17 protein-coding genes and 1 pseudogene are annotated in these 23936 nt (G+C 61.5%); 6 read left to right on the top strand and 12 right to left on the bottom strand.

Going from position 1 to position 23936, the window contains the following annotated elements:
- Window positions 1-260 precede the first annotated feature (260 nt).
- From CSW60_RS22065 to CSW60_RS22055, 3 genes are all read left to right on the top strand, one after another.
- Window positions 261-3062 (top strand): TonB-dependent receptor, encoded by a 2802-nt coding sequence (locus CSW60_RS22065; RefSeq protein WP_201723113.1) that lies wholly within the window; start codon window positions 261-263, stop codon window positions 3060-3062.
- Window positions 3063-3165: 103 nt separating this feature from the next.
- Entirely contained in the window at window positions 3166-4719 is a 1554-nt protein-coding gene (locus tag CSW60_RS22060) for a tryptophan halogenase family protein (protein WP_099539244.1), read from the top strand.
- A gap of 25 nt (window positions 4720-4744) precedes the next feature.
- Window positions 4745-5422: a SapC family protein gene (locus tag CSW60_RS22055; RefSeq protein ID WP_161495673.1), complete on the top strand. Its 678-nt coding sequence runs from the start codon at window positions 4745-4747 to the stop codon at window positions 5420-5422.
- Here the strand turns inward: CSW60_RS22055 and CSW60_RS22050 are convergent.
- From CSW60_RS22050 to CSW60_RS22035, 4 genes are all read right to left on the bottom strand, one after another.
- Window positions 5419-6294 carry an aldose 1-epimerase gene (locus tag CSW60_RS22050; RefSeq protein ID WP_099539242.1) on the bottom strand — a complete coding sequence of 292 codons (876 nt, stop codon included), beginning with the start codon at window positions 6292-6294 and terminating at the stop codon, window positions 5419-5421. The genes CSW60_RS22055 and CSW60_RS22050 overlap by 4 nt on opposite strands.
- An 8-nt stretch (window positions 6295-6302) precedes the next feature.
- Window positions 6303-6929, bottom strand: coding sequence for a 2-dehydro-3-deoxy-6-phosphogalactonate aldolase (locus tag CSW60_RS22045; RefSeq protein ID WP_099539241.1), 627 nt, complete (start codon window positions 6927-6929; stop codon window positions 6303-6305).
- A complete protein-coding gene (locus CSW60_RS22040) occupies window positions 6926-7603 on the bottom strand; it encodes a 2-dehydro-3-deoxygalactonokinase (RefSeq protein ID WP_255409026.1) in 678 nt (225 codons plus the stop codon). The genes CSW60_RS22045 and CSW60_RS22040 overlap by 4 nt, the downstream gene beginning before the upstream one ends.
- 165 nt (window positions 7604-7768) lie before the next feature.
- Entirely contained in the window at window positions 7769-9247 is a 1479-nt protein-coding gene (locus CSW60_RS22035) for an aldehyde dehydrogenase family protein (protein WP_201723112.1), read from the bottom strand.
- A 144-nt stretch (window positions 9248-9391) separates the two neighbouring features.
- Between CSW60_RS22035 and CSW60_RS22030 the strand changes: the two genes are divergently transcribed.
- From CSW60_RS22030 to CSW60_RS22020, 3 genes are all read left to right on the top strand, one after another.
- Window positions 9392-10648 carry an MFS transporter gene (locus CSW60_RS22030; RefSeq protein ID WP_099539239.1) on the top strand — a complete coding sequence of 419 codons (1257 nt, stop codon included), beginning with the start codon at window positions 9392-9394 and terminating at the stop codon, window positions 10646-10648.
- Window positions 10649-10742: 94 nt separating this feature from the next.
- Window positions 10743-13010 (top strand): beta-galactosidase, encoded by a 2268-nt coding sequence (locus CSW60_RS22025; protein WP_143324245.1) that lies wholly within the window; start codon window positions 10743-10745, stop codon window positions 13008-13010.
- A 375-nt stretch (window positions 13011-13385) separates the two neighbouring features.
- Window positions 13386-13907: a LysR substrate-binding domain-containing protein gene (locus tag CSW60_RS22020; RefSeq protein ID WP_161495672.1), complete on the top strand. Its 522-nt coding sequence runs from the start codon at window positions 13386-13388 to the stop codon at window positions 13905-13907.
- A gap of 24 nt (window positions 13908-13931) precedes the next feature.
- On the opposite strand, the pseudogene CSW60_RS22015 reads toward CSW60_RS22020, so the two are convergent.
- The 8 genes and pseudogenes from CSW60_RS22015 to CSW60_RS21980 form a co-directional block, all read right to left on the bottom strand.
- Window positions 13932-14141 (bottom strand): annotated as a pseudogene (locus CSW60_RS22015) (acyl-CoA dehydrogenase family protein); the annotation flags it as partial.
- A 19-nt stretch (window positions 14142-14160) separates the two neighbouring features.
- The gene (locus tag CSW60_RS22010; protein WP_099539236.1) at window positions 14161-14367 is read right to left on the bottom strand and encodes a hypothetical protein; all 207 of its coding nucleotides are present in this window, start codon (window positions 14365-14367) and stop codon (window positions 14161-14163) included.
- 98 nt (window positions 14368-14465) lie between these two features.
- Entirely contained in the window at window positions 14466-16697 is a 2232-nt protein-coding gene (locus CSW60_RS22005; protein ID WP_099539235.1) for an agarase, read from the bottom strand.
- Window positions 16698-17108: 411 nt separating this feature from the next.
- Complete coding sequence (locus CSW60_RS22000) at window positions 17109-17618, bottom strand: helix-turn-helix domain-containing protein (RefSeq protein ID WP_236634342.1); 510 nt, start codon at window positions 17616-17618, stop codon at window positions 17109-17111.
- Window positions 17619-17807: 189 nt separating this feature from the next.
- Complete coding sequence (locus CSW60_RS21995) at window positions 17808-19688, bottom strand: SIR2 family protein (protein WP_161495671.1); 1881 nt, start codon at window positions 19686-19688, stop codon at window positions 17808-17810.
- 555 nt (window positions 19689-20243) lie between these two features.
- Window positions 20244-20546 (bottom strand): hypothetical protein, encoded by a 303-nt coding sequence (locus CSW60_RS21990; protein ID WP_099539233.1) that lies wholly within the window; start codon window positions 20544-20546, stop codon window positions 20244-20246.
- 127 nt (window positions 20547-20673) lie between these two features.
- Complete coding sequence (locus CSW60_RS21985; RefSeq protein WP_099539232.1) at window positions 20674-22191, bottom strand: replicative DNA helicase; 1518 nt, start codon at window positions 22189-22191, stop codon at window positions 20674-20676.
- An 88-nt stretch (window positions 22192-22279) separates the two neighbouring features.
- Window positions 22280-23923: a hypothetical protein gene (locus CSW60_RS21980; protein ID WP_099539231.1), complete on the bottom strand. Its 1644-nt coding sequence runs from the start codon at window positions 23921-23923 to the stop codon at window positions 22280-22282.
- Window positions 23924-23936 lie beyond the last annotated feature (13 nt).

Below are 23936 nucleotides of genomic sequence, written 5' to 3'. Positions count from 1 at the left end.
GCGCTCGCGGATCAGGTCGCCCTCGTCGAAAAATTGTCCGTCGTCAGCCCCTTGGCGACGCGTCGTCGAGCGACGGGCGCCGGTTCTGGCGAGCTTGCAAGAGATAGACCCATGGGATCCTACCGCCGCTGAAGAATTGTCGTGCGATATGATTAACAATGTCCATTGTTGACAATCGACCGGATGGGTCGCATAGGATATCCAAGATAAGAACGCACCAAGGGCCGCCTCTGCGGTCTCAGGTCGCAGGGGAGGAAACAATGGAAAAATCCATGCTTTGGTATCGCGCGTCCGTCGGAGCGATGGTCGTCGCCGGTTCGCTTTTGGCTGCGCCTGCGATGGCGCAAACCACCGAGCCCACGGCCGCAGAATCGGACATGGTCGGCGAGATCGTCGTCACCGGTATCCGTAAATCGCTCAACGACTCGATGACCGTGAAGCGCACCGCCAGCGGCGTGGTGGACGCCATTTCCGCTGAGGACATCGGTAAGTTTCCTGACGCGAACCTTGCCGAATCGCTGCAACGCATTTCCGGCGTTTCCATCGACCGGTCGAACAACGAAGGCAATGGCGTTACCGTCCGCGGTTTCGGGCCTGGCTTTAATCTGGTGACTCTCAATGGGCGCCAGATGCCAAATTCCACCTCGCTGATTTCCGAAGGCATTGGGCGTAGTTTCAATTTCCGGGATTTGGCCTCAGAAAGCGTCTCTGCGGTGGAGGTCTATAAGACCGGCCGTGCGGACCTAACCTCGGGTGGTCTTGGCGCGACGATCAATGTCCGTAGCCCGCGGCCGCTGGATCGGCCGGGTTTCCGGGCTGTAGCGAGCGCCAAAGCGCAGTACGATTCAAGCACAGAGAAGGGCGCCAAGGTTACCCCCGAAGTGGCTGGCCTGCTGAGCACGACCTTCGCAGATGATCGTTTTGGCATCCTGGTCAATGGCTCCTACTCGGAGCGTAACTCTCGCAAGGATAGGGCCGGGACCCAGGGTTGGGTCCGCAACCGTGGGGATCGCAACAATCCCGCGCTGAACCTCAGCGCCATCGATGCGTCGAAAAATCCTACCAAAGCATTTTGGACGCCTTGGACGGTTGATCTCGATACCTGGGATTCCAACCGCAAGCGGATCAATGGTCAGGTGGTCCTGCAGGCCGAGCCGGTCAACGGATTGACGCTGACAGCCGACTACACCATGTCGCGTTACAAAGAAAAAACCGACATGCATCGAATGAGCTTTTGGTTCGATGCGCCCGACGCGGGCAAGGCTGACGCGAACGGGACATTGGTCGATGTCACCACCCTGACGGACGAGTTGAACTTCTGGTCTTGGAAGTTCCTGAATGATACCAGCAACGATTCCTTTGGTGGCAACATCAAGTGGGACGCGTCGGATCGTCTGAGCTTTGAGCTCGACGCTCATTCCTCGACCTCGCACTCGAATCCCGACACTAAGAACGGGCAGGCCGCAGAGGTCCTGGCTGATCTGCGTAACCCGGCCGGCAGTATCGACTACATCCGCGGCACGTTCAGCGGAAAGCTTCCGACCGCCGCGTTTGACGACACCACCATTCCTGGCAGCGGTTACGACTTTTCCAACATCGTGTCCGACCTCTACCAAGTCCGCGGTTACGAGGTGAAGAACCGGATCAATCAGGTTCAACTATCCGGCCATTGGAAGAGCGACGGGGCGCTCAAAGCCATCAACTTCGGTGGTAGCTTTACAGACTACAAGGTCGATACGCTAACGCTGTCGACCTTCCGCTTCGTCAACGTGCCCCTCAAGGGGCTGGCCTATGGGTACGAGCCTCGGGGCAACGCCCTGAGCAGTTTCCCGGGGGCCTCTCAACTCTTCTCTCAGATTCCGATTTACAGCGCTACGCAGTTTGTCGATTTGGTCAAAGCTAACAACCAGTATGCTCTGGATCCGCCGGCGATGGACGGCGTCGGTGAGAAGACTTGGTCTGGCTACGTCTCGTTCGATATCGCTACCGACTTCAACGACATGCCGGTCAAGATCAACGCTGGTCTGCGTTACGAGCGGACGGACGTTCAGTCCTATTCCATTGCGAACGGTATCGTGGCTTTGAACTACCGCCACCCCCAAGAACTCCAGGTCATTCGTGACACCACCCCGACGTCTCAAACGCTGAAGGGCGGCTACACCGAGTTCTTGCCCAACGTGGACTTCCGTATGGACGTCACAGATAAGCTTGTTGCTCGCGCGGCCTATAGCAAGACGATCGCTCGCAGCAGTCTTTCCGCGATGTTCCCCAAGACGTCGTTCCTCAACTCACGCCCGGGCGGGCCGTTCATCGTCTCGCAGGGCAACCCGAACCTGCTGCCCTATACGTCAAACAACATCGATTTCTCGGCTGAATACTACTACAAACCCTCGAGCTACGTCTCGGTGGGCGTCTTCAAGAAATGGGTCTCGAACTTCATCGGCGCGACCAGCCTGAACAAGCCGGTGCTTGACAAGAATGGCAATCCGCTGCGCGATCCGAGCGTCAATCCGCGCCCAGGTTGCCCGGACCTGTCGGCCACGCCTAACCCAGCTTGCTTGTCGCAAGCCAGCGACCCGATCATCACTTGGCAGGTCAACACGGTCGGGAACCTGAAGTCCGCGTCGGTCCAAGGCCTAGAAGCCACCCTCCAGCATACGTTCGGTGAGACGGGCTTCGGCGTCATCCTGAACGGCACGCTTGTGGATGGTAACCTGAAGCTGGATCCATATGACTTTAGTCAGGTGCTGGCGCTTACGGGCCTCAGCAACTCCTATAACATTGTCGGCTTCTACGAGAAGAACGGCCTGCAGGCGCGATTGGCCTACAACTGGCGCGACAAGTTCCTGTTGGGCCTGGGTGCTGAGCCAACCAATGTTGCGGCCTACGGTCAGTTGGACGCCAGCGCCAGCTATGACATCAACAATAGCATGACCGTGTTTGCCGAAGGGTTGAACCTTACCAACGCAAACACGCGGCGTTATGGCCGTTTCAAGGAACAGGTTCTGGACGCTGAGCAGTTCGGCGCCCGCTATGCCGTCGGTGTGCGGATGAAGTTCTAGGTGGGATAGCGCTGGAAGCGAAAATCTTGCGCGCCTAAGCGGGGTCAATCCTGGTGGATTGACCCCCTATTTTTTCCTAGCCTGGCGCTTTAAGGGAGCAATCATGGACCGCGCGATCCAACGGGTTTTGGTGGTTGGCGGCGGAACGGCCGGGTGGCTTACAGCCGGCACGTTGGCGGCGATGTCGCGCGGCAAGGACGCACGACCGCTTGAAGTAGCGCTCGTCGAGTCCCCGAATGTTCCGATCATCGGCGTGGGGGAGGGCACTTGGCCCACCATGCGCCGGACCCTCAAGCGGATGGGGATCAAGGAAGCCGATTTTATTCGGGAGTGCGACGCCTCGTTCAAACAAGGGGCGAAGTTCGCCCGGTGGGTCACCGGCGAACCCGACGATTTCTACTATCACCCGCTGGTGCTTCCGAAGGGGTATTTCGAGACCAATCTCGTTCCCCACTGGCTTCAATCGAACGCCGACCTCTCGTTTTCCCGCGCCGTCTGTCCGCAAGAAGCGCTTTGCGAGAACGGCCTCGCGCCCAAGAAGATCACCTCGGCCGAGTTCGAGGCCACCGCCAACTACGCTTACCATCTGGACGCGGGAAAATTCGCCGACTTCCTCAGGCGCCACTGCGTCGACCAGTTGGGCGTGCGGCACGTCCTGGCCGATGTCACCCAGGTCATCCCCGCCGAGAACGGCGACATCGCGGCCATCGAAACACAGCAGGCCGGCCGCATCGACGCCGACCTTTTCGTCGACTGCACGGGCATGCGCTCGGTGCTTCTGGGCGGCCATTTCCAGGTTCCTTTCAAGAGCTGCAAGGACACGCTGTTCATCGACCGCGCTCTGGCCATGCAGGCGCCCTATGCCGAGCCGCAAAGCCCGATCGCCTCGCACACCATCTCCACGGCTCAGCCCGCCGGCTGGATTTGGGACATCGGACTTCAGTCGCGACGCGGCACCGGCATGGTCTATTCCAGCGCGCACTGCAGCGACGAGCAGGCGGAAGAGCGCTTGCACGCCTATGTTCAGGGTCTCGGCGCCGACCCGCGTCAGCTGTCGTCCCGCACGATCCGGATCGAACCGGGCCACCGCGAACAGTTCTGGGTCCGCAACTGCGTGGGGGTCGGGTTGGCTGCGGGGTTCCTGGAACCGCTCGAAGCCTCCGCCATCCTGCTGATCGAGATCGCGGCCCAGTTCATCGGCGAGCAGATGCCAACGACGAGGAGCGCCATGGAGGTCGTGGCGCGGCGGTTCAACAACACCTTCCGCTATCGCTGGGAGCGGATCATCGACTTCCTCAAGCTGCACTACATCCTCAGCCGGCGAGAGGACGACGCGTTCTGGATCGACAACCGGGCGACCGACACCATCCCCGAAAGCCTCAGCGAGGCGCTTCGTCTCTATCGCCACCAGCCGCCCTGGCATGATGATTTCGACCGGGCCGTCGAGGTGTTTCCCGCCGCGAGCTACCAGTACATTCTCTATGGGATGGGCTTTCAGACCGAGCCGAGCCCGCGCGGCCTTTCGGCTGATGAGACCCTGCGCGCCCAGAAGCTGATGGACAAGGTGCGGGACGAGACCGAAGCCCTCGTCGGCGCGCTCGACGCAAACCGCGACCTGCTCGCCAAGATTTCCCGCTATGGCCTGGCGGCCATCTGATGCCGGCCGTTTGACGGAGTGTCCCTTGACCCATGTCGCTGTGCTCGACCCCAGGACCCACGGGGCCTTGAGACTGTCCCCGTCGCTGCAGGTCTCGAGCCCGGGCCAGCTGTGCATGGTCGCCGTCGTGGCGAAAGAACTCGACCGCGTCGCGGTCGAGGCGCCGATATGCTTCATCAAGGACGGACAGACCGGGCAGTTCGGCATGTTCGCCCTGCTTGGCCTGCGCCCGGGCGAGAACCGCATGGTCGGGCCCGACGGCGCCTGGCTGGGACGCTACGTCCCGCTCGACGTTCGGCGCGGACCGTTCGGCCTGGCGATGCGTGACGGCCAGGCCGCCCTGACGATCGACCTGGCCAATCCACGGGTCGCCGCGGCCGAGGGCGAGGCGCTGTTCGACGCCGGCGGTCAGCCGAGCGCCGGCGTGCGGTCAGCGCAGGCGGCCCTGTCAGAGATGATGGCTGGCGTGGCGGTCACGCGCGATCTTATCCGGGCGATCTGCGACCACCGGCTCATGGCGCCTGCCAAGATCGCCCTTGGGAAAGGCGATGAGGCACCGACCCTTGAGGGATGGTACGCGATCGACACCAAGGCCCTGGCCGCGCTTCCCGGTCCAGCGCTGGAGGCGTTGAGCCGACAGGGCTATCTATTCGCCATCCACCTTCTGGCGATCTCGATGATCAATCTCGAGAGGCTGATCTAGTGGGTCGCCAACAGGCTATGCGCGGAGATGTGAACCTCCCCGGTGAGAGTTTCGCCAGGCATGAGTTCCATAAGACCATACCGGGGGCCCCGACCCGGCGAGTTATGCGCCGCCGGCCGGTGTGACTGGGGTTCGAAGCAGATGTAGTCAAGCTCGGGATTGGCATAGACCATGAGCCAGTTGAGATTAGCCGATGCCTGCATCGAGATTTTGAGGTTCAAATCGGGATAAGTGATCGCCAAGCGACGGTGCCAGCCCTCGTAAACGTTATTGCGCCATGTGCTAGGTATGGGCGCGCCCTGTGCGAAGTCGAGTTCCTGCGGCAGGCTGATTGAGGTGGAGGGAAAACCGCCGGGAGCCTCAAGCCAAAAGCGCTGAGCCTGAAAGCAAACGCGCGCGCCAGGACGACGGGCAAACCAGGGGTGGAAGCCCAGTCCAAACGGCAGCGGATGGCGGGCGTCACTACGAAGGGTCAGGCTCACTTTCAGCCCTTCGGCGTCGAGCCCATAGAAGAGGGTCGCGCGATAAGCCAGCGCGCCACAGTCGCCGCAGTGTTCAAGCTCTATCGTTTCGCGAGTTTGTCCTATGACGGCCCAAGTGCTTAGCCAGCCATCTCCGTGAAGGCCATGAGGTTCGCCGGGCGGCCGACTGACTTGGTGGAGGCCGTCGCGCCATTCAAACCGTGCGTTCTCAATCCGCCCAGCAAACGGCGTCATCGGAAACATGCCCACCCGCGCCGGATCGCCCCTGCCTAGTCGCGAAGCGTCATAGGCTTGAGTGAGTGCGATGCCTCGCCAATGAAGGCAGCCCAAGGCTCCGCCCAGGTCCGGAAGAATGAGTGCGGAATAATCCTCGAAGCTGATCTTCTCCATCGGCTCTACTAGATGTCGCGAAAGGCCGCGACATAGGCGCGCGCCTTGTCGCCCACTTCCCGCGCACCCATGCCGGGCTTGTACAAGCCAGATCCGAGGCCAAAGCCCGCCGCACCGGCCTCGCGCCAAGCTGGCATGGTCTCCGGCGAGATGCCTCCGACTGGAAACACTGGCGTATCGGCGGGAAGAACCGCCTTTAGCGCCTTCAGATACGCCGGGGTTTTGGCCTCTGCCGGAAAGAGCTTCAAACCGATCGCCCCCGCCGCGAGCGCTGTAAAGGCTTCGCTGGCCGTCTCGAAACCCGGAAGGCATACCGCGCCGGCGCTCGATCCGTAGGTGATCACGCCTGGATCGGTATTTGGGCTGACCAGGAGCCGGCCGCCCGCCTCAAGCGTTCGTTGCACATCATGGGCGGTCAGCACGGTCCCTGCGCCGATCAGGGCCTCGTCGCCGAACTCGGCCACCAGCAACCTAATGCTGTCGAAGGGCTCGGGAGAATTCAACGGCACTTCGAGGGTCCGGATTCCCGCGGCAATCACCTCGCGCCCGATGTCGACCACCTCAGTGGGGCGCACGCCACGTAGGATCGCCACCAGCGGGTGGGCGGCGAGATGTTCGGTGTCTTGAGGTGTCAACGGCTCAGTTCCCGTATGGCGACGATGCCGGCGACAAAGGCCGCCTGGCTGTCGATATTTCTTGACGTAATGCCGAGTTCGTCGAGGGCGGTGGCATAGAGCGGGCCGAGCCGGTTGTCGGCCAGGACGGTGACGACGGTGTGCGTTGCGTGGGCCACGCAGTCGGCGCCGATCAGCAGGCCGCTGGCGTACGACGCCATCTGGTTCGCCGGTCGACGTTTGAGGAGCGCGTCCGCACGAACGCCGAACAGGCCCCCCAGTAGGTCTCCGCCCCGCGCCGCCGCCACGCCTTCGCGAAAGGCCGAGCCAGGCTTGATCTCTCCCTGCAGTTGGGGGGCAATCAGCGCGTGGGTGCGCAACAGATCGAACATTTCTCCCGTCATCGCCGTCTCGAAGGACGCGATGGCGTCGTCGACCAGTTGCGCCCATTTGGCAGTGGGTGCCGGGCTGGCAGAGCAGGGCGTTTGGAGGTAATGCCCCGACCCGCATCGCGCCAGGAACTGCACCTCTTCCCCGCGCATGATGACGTCGCCATGGGGCGGTGTCGCTGTGGCTGGCGCCAGGCACGATCCAGGCGTTCTCCGCCACCTGGAACCAGACGTGCGGCCAGTCGCCCAGCGCAGGGCGTAGGACAGTAGCCGGCATCGACCATGGCCGCGGGTCGAACCGATCAATGCCGGCCATCAGGATCGGCAACTGGCCAAACCGCGCGGCGGTAGACGCAAGCGCTTGGTCGTACTGTCCGGCTTTCGAGAGCACGGACGCCCTGCTCGTCACGCTGTTCGGACACCCCGACCCCGTTGGCGATCTCGAAGATCCGGCGGTTCGTGGTGCCCCAGTCAATGGCAAGGAAATGGTCTGGGCGCGGGCTCGACGACATCAATAGGCCATGTAGACGCTGCGCTTCTGCATGTAGTTCTCGAGACCGTAGGGACCGTCTTCCCGCCGACGCCGCTGAGCTTGTGGCCGTTGTGGTAGCCGTGGAACGAGCCGGTGATGCCCTTGTTGACGAAGACCGTGCCAGTCTCGAGCCTGTCGATAGCGTGGTTGATCGTGCTGTTGTCCCGAGTCCAGAGATAGGCCGAAAGACCATCGTCGCGCTGGTTGGTCAGGGCGATGGCTTCGTCGATCCCGTCGATCGTCAGCAGGGGCAAGACGGGGCCGAAGATCTCGTCGCGGATCAGCGGCGTCGACGCATCGCTGCCGGTGATCACGGTCGGCTCGAACCAATAGCCGCCGTCCAGGCCTGCGGGGGCGGCGGGACGGCCGCCCATCAGCACCTCGGCGCCGGCGGCCTTGGCGGTCGAGACGAGGTTGGCGATGCGGTCCCGGGCTTGCGGAGTCGTGATCGGGCCCATGTCCGGATTGTTCATAGGGTCGCCGAGCGAGATCTTGGCGACGCGTTTCAGCAGCTTGTCGGTGAACTCATTGGCCACCCGACGATCGATGAAGGCCATCTCGTTGCAGATGCAGACCTGGCCGCCGTTGGCGAACCGGGCGACGGCGGCGGCCTCGACAGCGGCGTCAATGTCGGCGTCGGCCAGGACGATGAAGGGGGCCTTGCCGCCAAGTTCCAGCACGAGATTGGCGAGATTGTCCGCCGCCAGGCGCGCGACGCGCTGACCGGCGGCGATGCTGCCCGTCAGAGAGATCACGCGCGTCCGCTTGTCGGAGACCAGCTTGGCCCCGACGTTCGCGCCATCGCCGGTGACCATGTTGATCACCCCCTTCGGCACGCCGGCGTCTTCCACCAGCTTGCAGAACTCGCTGGCGGTGACCGGCGTCGCCTCGTGCGGCTTGATGACCACCGTATTGCCCGTGACCAGGGCGGGGCCGAGTTTCCGCCCGATCAGGGCGAGGGGATAGTTGTAGGCGCAGATCGCGACGCAGACGCCGAACGGCACCTTGAACGTCATCAGGCGCTCGCCGGGAGTGTCCGCGGGCAGAATGTCGCCCCGCAGCCAGCGCGCCGACTGGGCCGCATAGCGCATGTAGCCGATCGTGTCGGCCACCTCGCCAAGCGCTTCGCGATAGGTCTTGCCCTGCTCGAGGACCAGGAGCCGGGCGAAGTGCTCCTTCTGGGCTTCGAGTCGGACATTGATCGCCTCGAGATAGTCCGCGCGCTGCATCGGGGTCAGGGCGCGCCAAGCGTGACCGGCGCGCTCGGCCGCGGCCAGGGCCTCGTCGCAGTCATCCGGCCGTCCCGCCGGGACGCGCGCCCACACCTGGCCAGAAGCGGGATTGGCGACCTCGATCCAGCCGCCGTCCTTGCCGCCGTCCACCCATTCTCCGTCGATGAAGCATTGATAGGACTGCATTGGTCTCCGATCCCCAAATAAGCGTTCTGCGCGCTTTAACGGCGCGGTTGACGCATTGTCGAGTGTCGACAATATAGGTCGATCTCAGGCGGCTCAAGGCCTTTGAGCCGCCCGAAGCTTATTAGGCTAGCCGGAGGCGTGCCGATGAGGCCAGATGCTCGATCAGACGGGGAGAGCGTGCATCCAAGGCGATGGCGCATCTGCGCCCTGCTGTTCTGCGCGACCACCATCAATTATTTCGACCGACAGCTGCTGGGCGTGCTCAAGCCCGTACTCGACCATGACATCGGTTGGTCGGAACAAGATTTTGGAAACGTGGTTTTTGGCTTCCAGGCCGCCTATGCGATCGGCCTGACCTCGGCGGGCTGGTTGCTCGACAGGGTGGGTGCCCGCATCGGTTATGCCGTATCAACGCTGGCGTGGAGCGTCGCGATCATGGCCCATGCCTTGGTCAGCACCGCCGGCGGTTTCATGGGCGCGCGTTTCGCGTTGGGCCTGAGCGAGGCGGGCAATTACCCGGCCGCCGTCAAGACGGTTGCGGAATATTTTCCTCAGCGCCAGCGCGCCTTCGCCACCGGACTATTCAATGCCGGGTCGAACCTTGGCGCGATGATCGCACCGATCTTCGTTGTCATCGTTCTGGCCAGGCTAAGTTGGCGTTGGGCCTTCGTCATCGCCGGCGTTCCGGGGCTGATCTGGTTGATCCTGTGGCTGCGCGAGACAGGGTCAGGGAAAAGGGATAGCGGTTCGGCGGCTGTTGCGGGGCGAGGGGCTGCCAGCCGCCTACTGCTCTTCAATCGGCGGGCTCTGGCCTATGCGGTCGCGAAGTTTCTCACCGACCCGGTGTGGTGGTTTTACCTATTCTGGCTGCCTGACTTTCTTCACAAACAACACGGCCTCCAAATCAATCAGTTCGGCCCGCCCTTGCTGACGGTATACATCCTGGCGGACTTGGGCAGCATTGTTGGTGGCTGGGCGTCATCGAAGCTGATCGATGTTGGATGGAGCCCCAACCGATCACGAAAGACGACGATGCTGGTGTGCGCCTGCCTTGCTGCGCCGGCCGCCATCGTTCCAAGGGTCGAAGGCTTGTGGCCCGCCGTGCTGCTGATCAGTCTCGCCGTGGCAGCTCACCAGGCATGGTCGGCCAATGCGCTGACAATGGTCTCGGATATGTTCCCAAGCCGCCAAGCCGCCTCGGTGGCTGGCTTTGGCGGTACTGTCGGGGCTGTTGGGGGCATGATCATGGCTCTGGTTGTAGGGCGGATCCTGCAGGAGACGGGATCGTTCGAGATAGTCTTTTGGGGGGCCTCGGTTGCCTATCTGGCGGCGTTCATCGCGGTGCAGTGGCTCGCGCCGAAGTTTGAAATCAGCGGCCTAGCAAAGAATGTCGACAATTGACAATAAATAGTGGTTGGGCCAGAAGGGGGTTAAAGCGACGCGTGACGCCGCTAACAAAACGGTTGGGAGGTTGAAGATGGCTCGGCGGACTCGAATGGCGCTGTTGATGGGACTTTCTGCCTTGGCGCTGGTTTCGGCGAGCCCAGTGCTCGCTCAGGTTAGCGCCGGTGGCGCGACTGTGCTCGAAGGTTTCGAGGGCGTCGGGGCAGTGAAGATCACGGGGCGGAACGCCGACGCCAAGATGGTCGCAGTGCACGCTTCGGAGGGGCGGCAATCTCTCCAAGTCACCTACGGCCCCAAGGTTGAAAACACGCTGACGCTCACACCGGCCACGCCCTGGGACCTGACCGGTCGCGGAGATGTCAATCTCGCCTTCGACATCTATAATCCCGGTTCAGTTTCGACCCAGTTCTTCTTCACCCTGACGGACGCTTCGGGCCGAGGGCAGCGCCGTACCGGCGTGATCGCAGCAGGGGCGTCCGTGACGTTCTACGCGCCGCTGACGGGCTATGAGGGCAACGTTATCACCGGGCTCCGTGAGAATCCTCCAGGCTGGCAAAGTAAGGATCAAAAGCTCTTTTGGCGGAATGGCGATCGTGCGGCCAACATGGCTCAGATCAAGAGCATTTCGTTCGAAACCGAGGCGCTGACCGCGCCACGGACGCTCTACATCGACAACGTCCGGGTTCGTCAGAGCCCGCCGGCCGATCCCTTCTTTCTGACCGAGATCGTCGACCGTTGGGGGCAGGCGGCCAAGGAAGAATATCCGGTCAAGATCCACTCGGACGCCGAACTAAAGAAGGCGGCCAAGATGGAACTGGCCGAACTCGCCGCCTCCAAGGGGGCGCCGGAGCGGTCGCGTTTTGGCGGCTGGGCGGCGGGGCCGAAGCTGAAGGCGACCGGCTTCTTCCGGACCGAGAAGGTCAATGGCAAGTGGTGGCTGGTCGATCCGGAGGGCTACCTATTCTTCTCTAGCGGTATCGCCAATGTGCGGATGGCCAACCTTGAGACCATCACCGGCTATGACTTCGGCGATCCCGCTGTGCGCAAGATCGATCCGGAAGAGCTGACCCCGGAAGACTCGCGCGACATCGTGCCGGTGCCGGCCGCATCGGTGGGAACCCGGTTCCTGTCGTCGACCCTGCGGCGCAACATGTTTCAGTGGCTGCCGACCTATGAGGAGCCGCTCGGTGAGGCCTACGGCTATCGGCGGACGCTGCACCAGGGCGCCGTCGAGCACGGCGAAGTCTACAGCTTCTACAAGGCCAATCTGCAGCGGCGCTACGGTGCCGGCTACATGCAAACCTGGCGGCAAGTGACGCTCGATCGGATGAAGGACTGGGGCATGACCTCGTTCGGCAACTGGATCGATCCGATGTACTATGACAACCAGCAGATGCCGTACTTCGCCAACGGCTGGATCATCGGCAAGTACAAGACCCTGTCGTCGGGCAATGACTATTGGGCGCCGCTGCCCGACGTCTATGACCCCGAGTTCAAGCGTCGCGCTCGGCTGACCATCGAGCAGGTTGGCCGTGAGGTGAAGAGCAGTCCGTGGTGCGTAGGCGTGTTCATCGACAACGAGAAGAGCTGGGGCCTGACCGACAGCGTCGCCCATCAATATGGTGCGGTGCTCGATGCGCTGTCGAAATCCACCTCTGACAGCCCGGCCAAGGCCGCGTTCTCGCGCATGCTCCGGGGCAAGTACAAGTCGATCGCCGCGTTGAATGCGGCTTGGAAGACGAGCTTCGGCTCCTGGGACGAGTTTGACGCAGGGGTCAGAGTCGCCGCTCCGGAGGCGGCGCAGCCGGACCTGTCGTGGCTTTTCGCAGACTATGCTGACACCTACTTCCGAACGGTCCGCGAGGAGATCCGGAGAGTCCTGCCAAATCAGCTCTATATGGGCGTCAGAATGGCTGAATGGGGCATGCCAAGCGAAGTCACGCAGGCCGCAGTAAAGTATTCGGACGTTCTAAGTTATAATATCTACCGTGAAGAGCTTCACCCGGAGTCTTGGGGCTTTCTCAATAAGCTTGATCGGCCAACGATCGTGGGCGAGTTCCATATCGGGAGCGCAACGGACACCGGGCTTTACAACCCTGGTCTCGTGCTGGCGGTTGATCAGAAAGACCGCGGCCGCATGTACGAGATCTACATGAACTCGGTGCTCGCCAATCCGATGATGGTTGGAGCTCACTGGTTTCAATATATCGACGACAATGTGACTGGTCGCGCCTATGACGGTGAGAATTACAATGTCGGCTGGGTTACCAACACAGATATACCGTATCCAGAAATGCGTGACGCTGCCAAGAGATTTAATTATACGCTTTATTCACGTCGATATGGAAAGACGAAGTAAATTGAATTAGTGATGTTTTTGATGCTTTTGGCAGCTGGTCGGCAATTGAGGTTTTGTCTGTCTGACTAATTTACTGCGCGCTTCTCCTCCCTTACTGCGCAAGCCCGGCGTCGTCGACGCCGGGCATTTTTTTGCGAAATGACAGGAAAACCGCTCGAGGCCGCAAGAAAGCGCGAAGCGAGGTTGGTTGGGCGAGTGGACGCCCAAGGGCATCGTTGCCACTCGTATCAGTGCTCGGCTTCTGGAGAGCGCGTGAACGATTATCGCCGAGGACGGGCGGCTGCGGCGCGACATCGAAGCTCTGCTGGGGCGAGGGCCCGCGTCCGTGGTGGTGGGGCTCAGCCCCAGCACCTCGGTGGGGGAGTGGGGCGGCGGGTGGCGGAGTTCCAGGCGGCCAACGCCAATCTGCGGATCGAAGTGGCTGAGGGGCCGGAACTGTCGTTCACCCAGGCGCTGCTGGCGGGCCGGATCGACCTGGCGGTGGCCTCGTCGATCGAGGCACCCGACGCGTTGATCCTGGCCCAGGTGATCGGTCAGGAGACCTGGGTGGTGGCTGGGCGGGCAGGGCATCCGCTCCTGGAGGGCGCGGGCCGTCTGAAGGATCTCGCCGGCGGACGCTGGTTGACTGGGCCAAGATCGGTGCCGCTGGAGGCTGCCATCTTCGCGCGCTTCCGGGCCGAGCGCGTGGCGGCGCCGACGATCGACACCGTCACTGCCTCGATCCTCTATGCCCTGTCGACGATCTCGCGGCAGGACCTTTTGTGCGTCCTGCCGCTGGCTATCGTGCGCCGCTGGCAGGGTTTACCCGCCGCGACCTGGGCGGCGACGCCTGGAAGACCGATATCGTCCTCATGCGACGTCGGCGGGACGTCGTCTCGGAGGGCGAGACGGCGCTGATCGCCTTCCTTTCGGAAGGCGTCTGAACGCGTTGAGCCCGGTGATCGCTCGGCCCAGGATCAGGGCGTGGACGTCGTGCGCGCCTTCGTAGGTGTTGACGGTCTCCAGGCTCGCGGCGTGGCGCATCACGTGATACTCGCCCGAGATGCCGTCGCCGCCGTGGATGTTGCGGGCCTCGCGGGCTATGGCCAGGGCCTTGCCGCAGTTGTTGCGCTTGAGCATCGAGATGGCCTCGGGAATCTACGATCCAGAGCTAGCTAAATTCGTATGCGAGGCTGCTCTGGACTGCGTGGCCGATCTCACACTTGAGAACCGCCTGCTCAAAAAATGCATAATTGCGGATGGGGGCGACGAAGAATGAGGTAACCCCGGCAAACATCTGCGGGCGCGTCAGCGCTGCAAACAACGTGTTCGCCTTAAGGAAATGACCATTCCGAAGCAGTTCTGTGCCGGACAGCATGGCTCCTATCCCGACAATCCCAACAAGGCGCAAGTGCGAGGGTTTTGCAATCCGCCGCCTGCTCTATGCAAGCAAGCGGCGGGTGCAAAGCGTCCTCGTCAGGGCCGCGACAAGGCCCGGGTGGTGATGCGGTTCTGCAACGCAACCGCGCTGACTGATCCACCGGCGTCCGGAAATGTCACCACGATGGTGTTGTTCTGCTGGATCAATGACCGCGCGACCGGGATTTCCAGCGTTCCGAAGAAGCGGAACCGGCCAGAACCATTCCGGTTTTGATCGTAACCGCGATAGTCCGTCGGCACGGTCACCGCGGTTCCGTTGAGGGTTACAATCGGTTGCAGCGATGCGGTAATCGGCCTCCCAACGGACACGCGCAATACGGCCTCGCCGTTAGCCCCGGTCGTTACGTTGTTGATGTTGAACGTCATCGCAGTGTTGGCGGCGATCGCTTTTAGCGCGCTCGTGATGCCGTTCACGGTTGCATAGTATTTGGTCTCGGAGTTGCTGTTTGAAATCGAGAGGGTATTGTTATAAACTATCTTCATGATAATCGTGCTTTCCGCGCCAATGCCGATGCTGGCGGGGATCGTCGCATTGCTATACACGTCAAGAACCGGCACGCCGGTTGTTGTGTTCGGGTATAGATGACGGACTTCAACGGTCGAAACTGCGTTTCCGGTATTGAGGCCGGCCGTCGCAAGATTCAATGTCTTACCGTTCTCTTCCAGGTTATTGAGGATTAGCCAGACAGTCTTGTTGGCGCTGTCGTAATAGGCGTCTGTCTGGATATCCTGATCGTTGGCGTAGGTATCCAGTCGGGTACCGTTCACACCGTTCCACTGCTTATAGAACTTCACGAGCTCGGTGTAGGTCCACTTCGAACTCGTGCTGACTCCGTCCTCCTTCTCCTGACGGAACAGTCTCCATTGGTAAGGGATCGTCGGACTAACGCGGCCCCATTCCGCCTTCAGCGGGACGAACGGGACAGCCTTCGCGATTCGATCGGGGCGCTGCATGAACTGGATCATCAATGAGTTCATGGCCTTGATGTACGACCAGTCGCGCTGGGGGGTCCATGCGCTTCCTTCCGCAGTATGCAGGCGGCCGCCAAATTCAGAAATCACAATAGGTTTGAGCACGCCCGACGCGAACAGCTGGGCACTGTCGTAAGTGTCGAGGATCGCCTCGATGTTGTTGCCCTTGTGATTGATCCGGCGGGTGGTGACGCCGTCAAACTTGATACCGTCGAAGTCGTAGATGTGCAGGGACAGGAAATCCATATTCTTGGCATGGTTGCTCATCCAGAGCGCATCGCGCGCATTCCATTTCGCAAAGACGGCCGTGCTGCCGCTCGTACGGTCTGCCGGATATTTCTCGAATTCCTCCAGATCCGGGAACGCGGGCGTATATCCCCCGAATTTTACCGTCTTGGTTCCCGAGTTGAGAGCGTTGATTTCAGCCCGCACGTTGGTGTGGTACTTGAAGATATCGTCGTACGTCGCCTTCTTTGCGCAATCGCCGAAGGTAGAGCCTGTATTTGGAACGGCAATGTCTACAAGGTTGTAGATCGGCTCGTTAACACCTTCGACAAATGTTGGCCGCGGATGGCCAGTGCTTGGGTTGGTGATGGAACCTCCGATGAAGTAATTCGCCAGATATTTGCCGGCGAACTTCCCGGTGGCCGTGCCGTAGGGTTCAGTGGCGGAATCTCCGGTCGAGAACGACCATGATCCGGTGGTTGTACACTTTGCGCCGGTAACCTTGCCTCCAACAGGATAGAATTTCTCGGGGATCATGGTCAAGATCCACGAGTTCATGCGCTTCTCGAACTCATTGCTTTCGACAATGGCCTTATGCGCGGCCGTCTGGTAACCGTAATTCTTATAGTTGTTCGCAGGAGACTTCGCGCCCGCGGGAGTGGCGGGAGTGGCGGGAGTGTTGACCATCCAGGCGAGATCGGCATATCCCGGAGTGGCAGATTGCGGCGTGATGCTCACTTCATAGCCGATCCCGCCACTGTCGCGTCCGAAGTAGACGTCATTTCCTTTGACGAAATCGGTCAGGTAGTCGTCTATCAAATTGGGCTGATTTAGACTTTGACCGTTGCCGCCCCACCAATCAAGATCGGAATTGATTGCGTGCACGTTGATGTATTTCTCGCGCGATAAGGTATTCACGCCGCCGACGGAGCGGCTCATATCTAAATTCAACTGAACGCTGGCAGGCGTAGCCGCCTGCGCGAACGCTGCTTCGCTGACAAATGAAATGTGAAGCGCGAAAGCTGAGGTCGTCAAGCATTTCACTAAGCTAGGATATTTTTTCATGTCCATATTTGTTCTCCAGCAAAAATATTTGAGTTCGAGAAACCAACCTAAGCAAACATTGTTGCCAACGCCAAGTTGTGCAACTTGCGAATGTTAGTCTATAATTTCCATTTTATTCTATTGTGAATATATTTTAGCGAACGAAGATGCGGTTGCAATTTTTGATTAGGCTGAAGGACAATATTGGCTGCGCAGCAGCCAATGCGTGCAAGGCGACTATTGACCTGACCGCCCCTCCGAATCTTCGCTGGAGAGAACTGCCACTTTGTCGCAGGTTGATCGTCGACAATTGACATGTCAACCTGGCAGGGTCGCTTTCTAGATGGAGTTAGATCGTTTCAATTGTGCAGCGGCGTGGAAGAAGGACCCCCTTAGCGGGGTGATAGGGGCCTAAAAGGGACCCCTCATTCCGATGGTTTAGGCACGGCGGCTTGGTTCAACCGGGCGGTCGAGATCGGGATGTTGGTGGTGGAGATCCTCGAACCACCAGTGCTCAGAGCCGTCGACTTGGACCAGCTCGCCGACGCACTCGCGCCGATAGCGCGGCTGGTAAACCTGGCCGCGGCGCTTCACGCGATCCGCCCAGAGGCCGGCGTCGAGCATCCACAGCCGCAGCGTCTCGCGGCCGACGACGATGCCGTGGACCTCGCGCAGCTTCTCGGCGGCCAGCGTCGGACCGAAATCCGTGTAGCGCGCCTTGATCAGCTCCAGGGCCTGGCCCTTGATCGCCGTGGGCGTCTGCCGGTTGCTGGCCCGGCCGCGCTTCTTGGAGATGAGGGCCGTCGCGCCTTGCTCCTGGCAGGCCTTCGACAACCGCAGCACCTGGCGGCGCTCCAGGCCCATCAGCTCGCTGGCCGCCGAAACCGTCAGCCGTCCGGCCGTCAGATCGCGCAGGATCTCGACTCGGCTAAGCTCCTTGTCGCTCATGAAGTGCAACGCCACTTTGGAGGGCCTCCCTCGCAAAATGCGGGAGGGTGCCATTTCTAACAGGCACGCCGGTGACATTACTAAATGGCGACTACACGTATTTTGCGTCTAATAAACATTATCGGAAATAATACGTACTGGCCTTCGAGGGGCAATACGCTCGGGTCGGCCGTCGGTTCTTGAATTACGCTACGCGGCCTTGCCGTTCACGAACCGCATGATCTCCGACAGGTCGACCATCTTTTTGATATAGTCCGTCCAGATAAGCGTGTTGCTGTGATCGACATTGCTGGGATTCACGCACAGTGTCCGCGCGCCTGACCGGCTTGCCCAGCTATCGTTTAGGGAATTGCCCACGAACAGGACTTCCAGCGGTGCGCACCGCTGCTCCTCGATCACCCTGGTGATGAAATGCGCCTTGCCCTCGAAGTCGAACTGATGGCCACGAATTTCCTTTATGACGCCCGTGTCGTCGTAAATGAACTCATTGGCCTTGACCTCGCTGAACAGCTTATAGGTTGCGTCTCCAATGACGTTGGAGATGATCTCCTTAATGGAGCCTGATACGACATATAGGGCGATGCCGGCGTCGTGCAGAGTCTTGATTGTTTCAGGAAGTCCGGCGACAGGATATATATCGCCGATAATCGACTTCATTTCTTTGCGGCCGAAATTTCGCTCGCGTAGCTTTGTGCAGGTCAGATTGCACCACTCTTGGTGAGTGATCTTTTTTGCAAGAAACTGACGGTGCAGCTCGGCGGCATCCTCTATCTGATAGCCCACCGAAGCCCAGATGCGCTCCCAAGTGCTAAGCTCGCTGCTGGAGAGGGCAAGGGTGCCTCCAAAGTCGAAAACGACCGCCTTGGTTTGGGGCTTGAAGTCCAGCGGCTTCGTCGTACTGGAGGCCTTCACTACGCCCCGGTTCACCGTGTAGTATAAAATGTAGGTCGCAAGAAAATCGTCGGGACGGCCAAATTCGAGTTCCCCAATACATTCCAGCGCGTGTTCAAGCCGAGCAAGATTTTCCCGCTGTATTGACCCAAAGCACTTCGCCGATGCGGAGACCTTTGTTTTCACTTGTTCGAGATTGTTGATTTCGCGTGCGTCGATCCCTGTCAGCTGGCTGAGGCGCTTCACTGTCATCTGGCGACGAGTGCGGTGGAAATAGAGCTTGTAGCCGTTGACGATCGCGCGATCGAACGAGGGCGTCGGTGCGCCGTTCGGGCGAGGCGCTTCCTTCCGCCGAGGTGGCGAAATGGCCTGGCGCCGTTTCAGCGCCTCGCCGAGCTGGGCGAAGGCTCTGACCCAGTCCTCGTCGTTTTCGATCGGAAGGGCTGTGATTTCGTCGCGCTTGTCGAGCAACGTCCGCTGTTCGGCATTGATCCGCCACATCCACGCATAGTGGCGCTTTCCTCGGCCGGTCATCGCTGTCCGGATCCAAGGCAGGAGGCCTGACATCAGGTGTGGATCGGAGAATGAATAGCCGGCGAAGAGGATGGTCTTGTTCAGCGCGACGTTCTTTAGGTTCGCATAGCCGAGCGGGTTCTTCTCCGGCCAAAGAGAGTAGTCAGAGCCGGTCAGCGTTCCAAGATTGTCCAATGTTCCGTGGAGGTGGATAAGGCGTGGGCGACTCCCGTCTTCCCGCGCCATCCACTCATACTTCTGATCGGTGTCTACAACTGTCTTCTCGCCCAACACCCGGGATAGAAGGTTGTCGTAATTGGTCGTGTAAACGGTATGCCAGGGAAGCTTTGCGAGCTCGAGATGCGCTGGTGACGGATCAAAGTCGTTTTCGGGGATGGCGCGGCGCACGGCCTCCTCGAGTGTCATCCGCGACTGGTTCGCCTTGATGGCGTCGAACAGGTCCAGGATGTTGCCATTATACGCAGACATGTCCTCGCCGGTTTCACGGGCGACTTTCTCCGCCAGATCCTTCCAGAGCGGCATCTGGTCGGTGGGGTCGATGTTCTTCTTGGGGATCGCTTGGCGGGAGATGCCCGCGCCAACGAACAAAACTAAACGGTCAGTCGCCAGTAAGTCGGCAAGGTAGTCGACGTGGGCCTGCAGCAAAGGTCCGGGCATTGTTCACCGATTGCTAGGCCCGCGGGCCCGTGACTGACAAACTCGCACTCACTACTCGGCAGGGTTTAAGCTTGGCCTTTCGCTCGTAAACCATGCAAGTGGTTTTTGGGCGCGCGGGCGATTGCTGTCTGAAAATTGTGGCGTCGGGCCGGGCGTTGCCTGCGATCGGGCTCGCGGGGCACAGGTTCCAAGAGGGCCAAGCCATCTCCGTCGACCAATTGGTCCGACAGACCGCGCTGTCGCCTCAAGAAGGCCATGGCGACGGAGCCTGACTTCTTCATGCGCCTTCTGAAGCTTGTCTTACGACCTGATCCAGAGAGCGGCGTAGAAGAGCCGCCACGGCGCCCAGGAGCGGGTTCTGGTCCAACGCTACCGTGACGAGGCGAGAAAGGTGGGTCACCGTTTTCCCCGCATGGGCAGAGTTTTGGAGCGCGTGGCCGCCTATTATGAGGCCAACGCGGTCCGGGAAGACCAGTCCGCCGAGCGTCGGGACTGGTAGGCGCTTCGGCGGCGGAATTTCGGGGAAGCGGCCAGGGCGATGGTCTAGCCCTCGTCGTCCCCCTTCAGAAGTTTGCTGGCTAGCGCGCGCGCCGACTGCGGATCGGCGACCAGCTTCTCCAGCTCGGCCAGGCGTTCATAGGGCAGCCTGGCCATCCAGTGCTCGTCGCGGACGTCGTAGCCGAAATGAAGCTCCACAGCGTGGCCAGTCTCACGTACATGCTGGTGGGCCCAGGCGCGAGCATCGTCAAAGTGCTTGCGGTCGCACGTCTTGCAGTAGGCCTTCCCGAATACCTCTTCCTCGACGGGGGTGAAGCTGGTCGGCAGGAAATCTGACGCGTCGGCCATCGGTGGCTCCATGTTCGCAACGACGTTGAGGCGGACTCAGCAGGTTGGTCAATCTTCTGCGGGACGCGGGCGCTGAAAGGCTCCCCGACGCGAACGAGGCGCGCTCGTTCCGGCCGAAGCGCTAGGCCTAGTCGTCATGCCCCTGTCGGCCCTGGGCGAAGTGGTGGTCACGGGCAAGGTTGCCGAAGCGGGTGGTGTCACTATCGAACGACAGACGCACGGTGCCGATAGGGCCGTGACGCTGCTTGGCGATGATCACCTCGGCCAGGCCTTGTAGGCGGTCCATCTCGTCGCGCCAGGTCAGGTGTTCGGGTGTGCCCTCGCGCGGTTCGGCGCGACCGACGTAGTAGCTCTCCCGATAAACGAACCAGACCATGTCAGCGTCCTGCTCGATCGAGCCCGACTCCCGAAGATCGGAGAGCTGGGGTCGTTTGTCTGGTCGCTTTTCGACTTCTCGCGACAACTGCGACAGGGCGATGACCGGACAGGCCAACTCCTTGGCGAGTGCCTTGAGGCCCATGGTGATCTGGCTGACCTCGGCGACCCGATTGGCATTCGAGCCGAGGTCGGAGCCGGTGACCAGCTGGAGGTAGTCGACCACGACCAGATCAAGGCCCACCTGGCGCTTCAGGCGACGGGCGCGGGCGGTCAGCTTGGCGATCGAGATGCCGCCGGTGGCGTCGATGAAGAGGGGCGCTTCCTGCAGCTCCATGGCCGCGTCGCGGACCCGGCCGAACTCCGAAGCGTCGATCTCGCCCTTGCGGAGCTTGTCGCCCGACACGCCGGAGGCGTCGGCCAGCATACGCAGGGCCAGCTGCTCGGCGCTCATTTCCAGCGAGTAGAAGGCCACCACCCCGCCCTGGACGGTCTTCTTGGTGCCGTCAGGCTGGATCTCGTAGGCGTACTTCTTGGCGATGTTGAAGGCGATGTTGGTCGCCAGCGCCGTCTTGCCCATCGAGGGACGACCGGCCAGGACGATCAAGTCGGAGGGGTGCAGGCCGCCGATCTTCTGGTCCAGGTCCATCAGATCGGTCGAGACGCCCGACATGCCGCCGTCGCGGCTGTAGGCCTCGGCGGTCATCTCGACCGCGCCGCGCAGGGCGTCGCCGAACGACACGAAGCCGGACGAGGCCGCGCCGCTTTCGGCCAGGCTGTAGAGCTGCTGTTCGGCCGCCTCGATCTGGTCGCGGGCGGTGCGCTTTTCCTCGTTGCCGCCTTGGGCCGCCGTGGCGATGTCGCCGCCGATGCGGATCAACTCGCGGCGCAACGACAGGTCGAAGATCACCCGGGCATAGTCGCCGGCATTGGCCGCCGGCGGGGCGCGGTCGACCAGGTCGGCCATGTAGCGCAGGCCGCCCAGCTCCTGGAACGCCGGATCGGCCTTGAACTCGTCGGCCAGCAGGATCGGCTCGGCCAGCTGGCCCTTGCGGACATGGGTCTCGACCGCCTGGAACAGGCGCTGGTGGAAGGGCTCGTAGAAGCAGCGCCCCTGCAGGCTGTCGGTCAGCCGTTCGTAGGCGGCGTTGTCGTAGAGCAGGATCCCGAGCAGCGCCTGCTCGGCTTCCATGTTGTGGGGAGCCGCGTTGATCGTGGGCGTGGATACGGGATCCGGTTCGAAAACGACGGCACGCGCGGCACTAGTCATCGACGACCTCACGGCGCTCTAAAGCGAGGTGTGGATAACTGTGGATGGATTCGGCGAACGACGTCACCCAGCGCGTGGCGCCTCTCGCCTATCCGCCTGCTTGGCGTTCGCGCAGGGCTTCGACTACCACGGTGGCACGATACCGTTCCTCCGGGTCGAGACCGGCGACGACGTCAAGGAGCGCGGCCCGATAGGCCGAACCGCCGGCCTTGGACAGGCTGGCGCCCGTAACCAGGGCCTGGACGAAATTGTCCTTCAGATACTGGTCGCCCGCACCCCAACCGAGATCGCCGATCCGCCTCACAAGGTAGCCGACGATGCTTTGTTTGATCTCGGCGTCGAGGAAGAGGCTGTCGACGACGTGCTTGAGACTGATGGCCATGCAGCGCAGCGCCGCCTGCGGTACGCTATTGGTCGGTTCTTCTAGCTGGGCAGCGTCGAGGTAGTGGTGCGTCGAGCCCTCCGGCCGACTCGGCGCCAGGCGGATCCACTTCACATAGGTCTCGAAGATCTCGTAGAGCAGCCGCGCGCCGAAGGTCGAAAACTCTTCATCGAGGCGGGCTTCCGCGGCCGACTGATCGTGGGCCTGGACGAGGCCTTTGACGATGTCGGGCCAGTAGGCCAGCCACATGGTGTCGGCGACGTCCTGGAAGACCGCCTCGGTCACCATCATGTCGAAAAACGAAAGCGCCGCCCAGGTAGGGTCCTTCAAGCTGTCGGCCTCGAAGCGGTTGGCCGGACGATTGAGGGCAAGCCGATAGACCGGGTCGGTCTCCGGCTGAAGCAGCGCCAGGACGTGGTTGCCGACAGGGGTCCAGGCGCCGAGCCGTTGAGCGCGGGTCACATCGTCGAAGAGGTAGCGAAGCAGGCGCGCGCGCTCGGAGATTTGGTAGCGTTGAGGAACGCCCGTCAGAACCTGGCTCTCCTCAAGTTCCGCATAGAGGATGCTCGACGGCGTGGCGATCAGACGTCCCAGGAACCGGTCGGCGTAGTCGCCAACCCGAACACCGTCCATTTCCAAGAGCGCGAGCCCGAAATAGGGCCGCAGCGCCACGGTGAAGTCCAGGAGCGCCGGCGAAGTGTAGAACGTCTGGGTCAGGTCGCGCCCGATTGTCTCGGCCCATTTCATCGACGGCGCCCAGACACCAGCCCAGCCGACCAGGGGAAGGGCTCGCCGCCATGCTGACCAGCCGGTGTCGGGCAAGTCCGGCTGACCGGTGAGCATCGCGCGCATTTGCCCCCGCGGCGTGTGGCGGTTGCGCCAGATCCAGAACTGGTCGGCGAGCTTTTGCCGACGCAGGCGCCGCCGAGCGACCTGGCCGATCATCGGCAGGGACGGCGCGATGGCGTCGACAAGTTCGGCCTCCCGTCGCTCGTAGAGCAGTTTCTCGACCAGACGCTGCAACGTCGGCAGCGCGTCCGTTCCAGGGCGCGAGACGCGATGCAGAACGAAGGCGCCCAGCATCCAAGCCACCAGCACGAGGAACGCGACCTGGTTGGGCTTGATGCCGTTCTCGTGGAACGTGATCAGGCGACAGAGATCGGCCGACAGCCAGCAGGGCCGTCCCGCCCAATCGAAGAACTCCAAGTAGATTGCTGCGCCGAACGCGAGCGTGGCCAAGCTCAGCTGCGCCGCCATGCCGAGGCGCGCCTGAAGGCGCTGCACGGGCGACATGACCGCGTAGATCGCCGCCAGCAGGCCCAGAACCGTCAGGATACCGTCGAGCGTCACGTCAGGCCGGGCC

The organism is Caulobacter sp. X, assembly GCF_002742635.1.
Taxonomy (GTDB): Bacteria; Pseudomonadota; Alphaproteobacteria; order Caulobacterales; family Caulobacteraceae; genus Caulobacter.
This window is presented reverse-complemented; position numbering and strand designations above follow the sequence as displayed.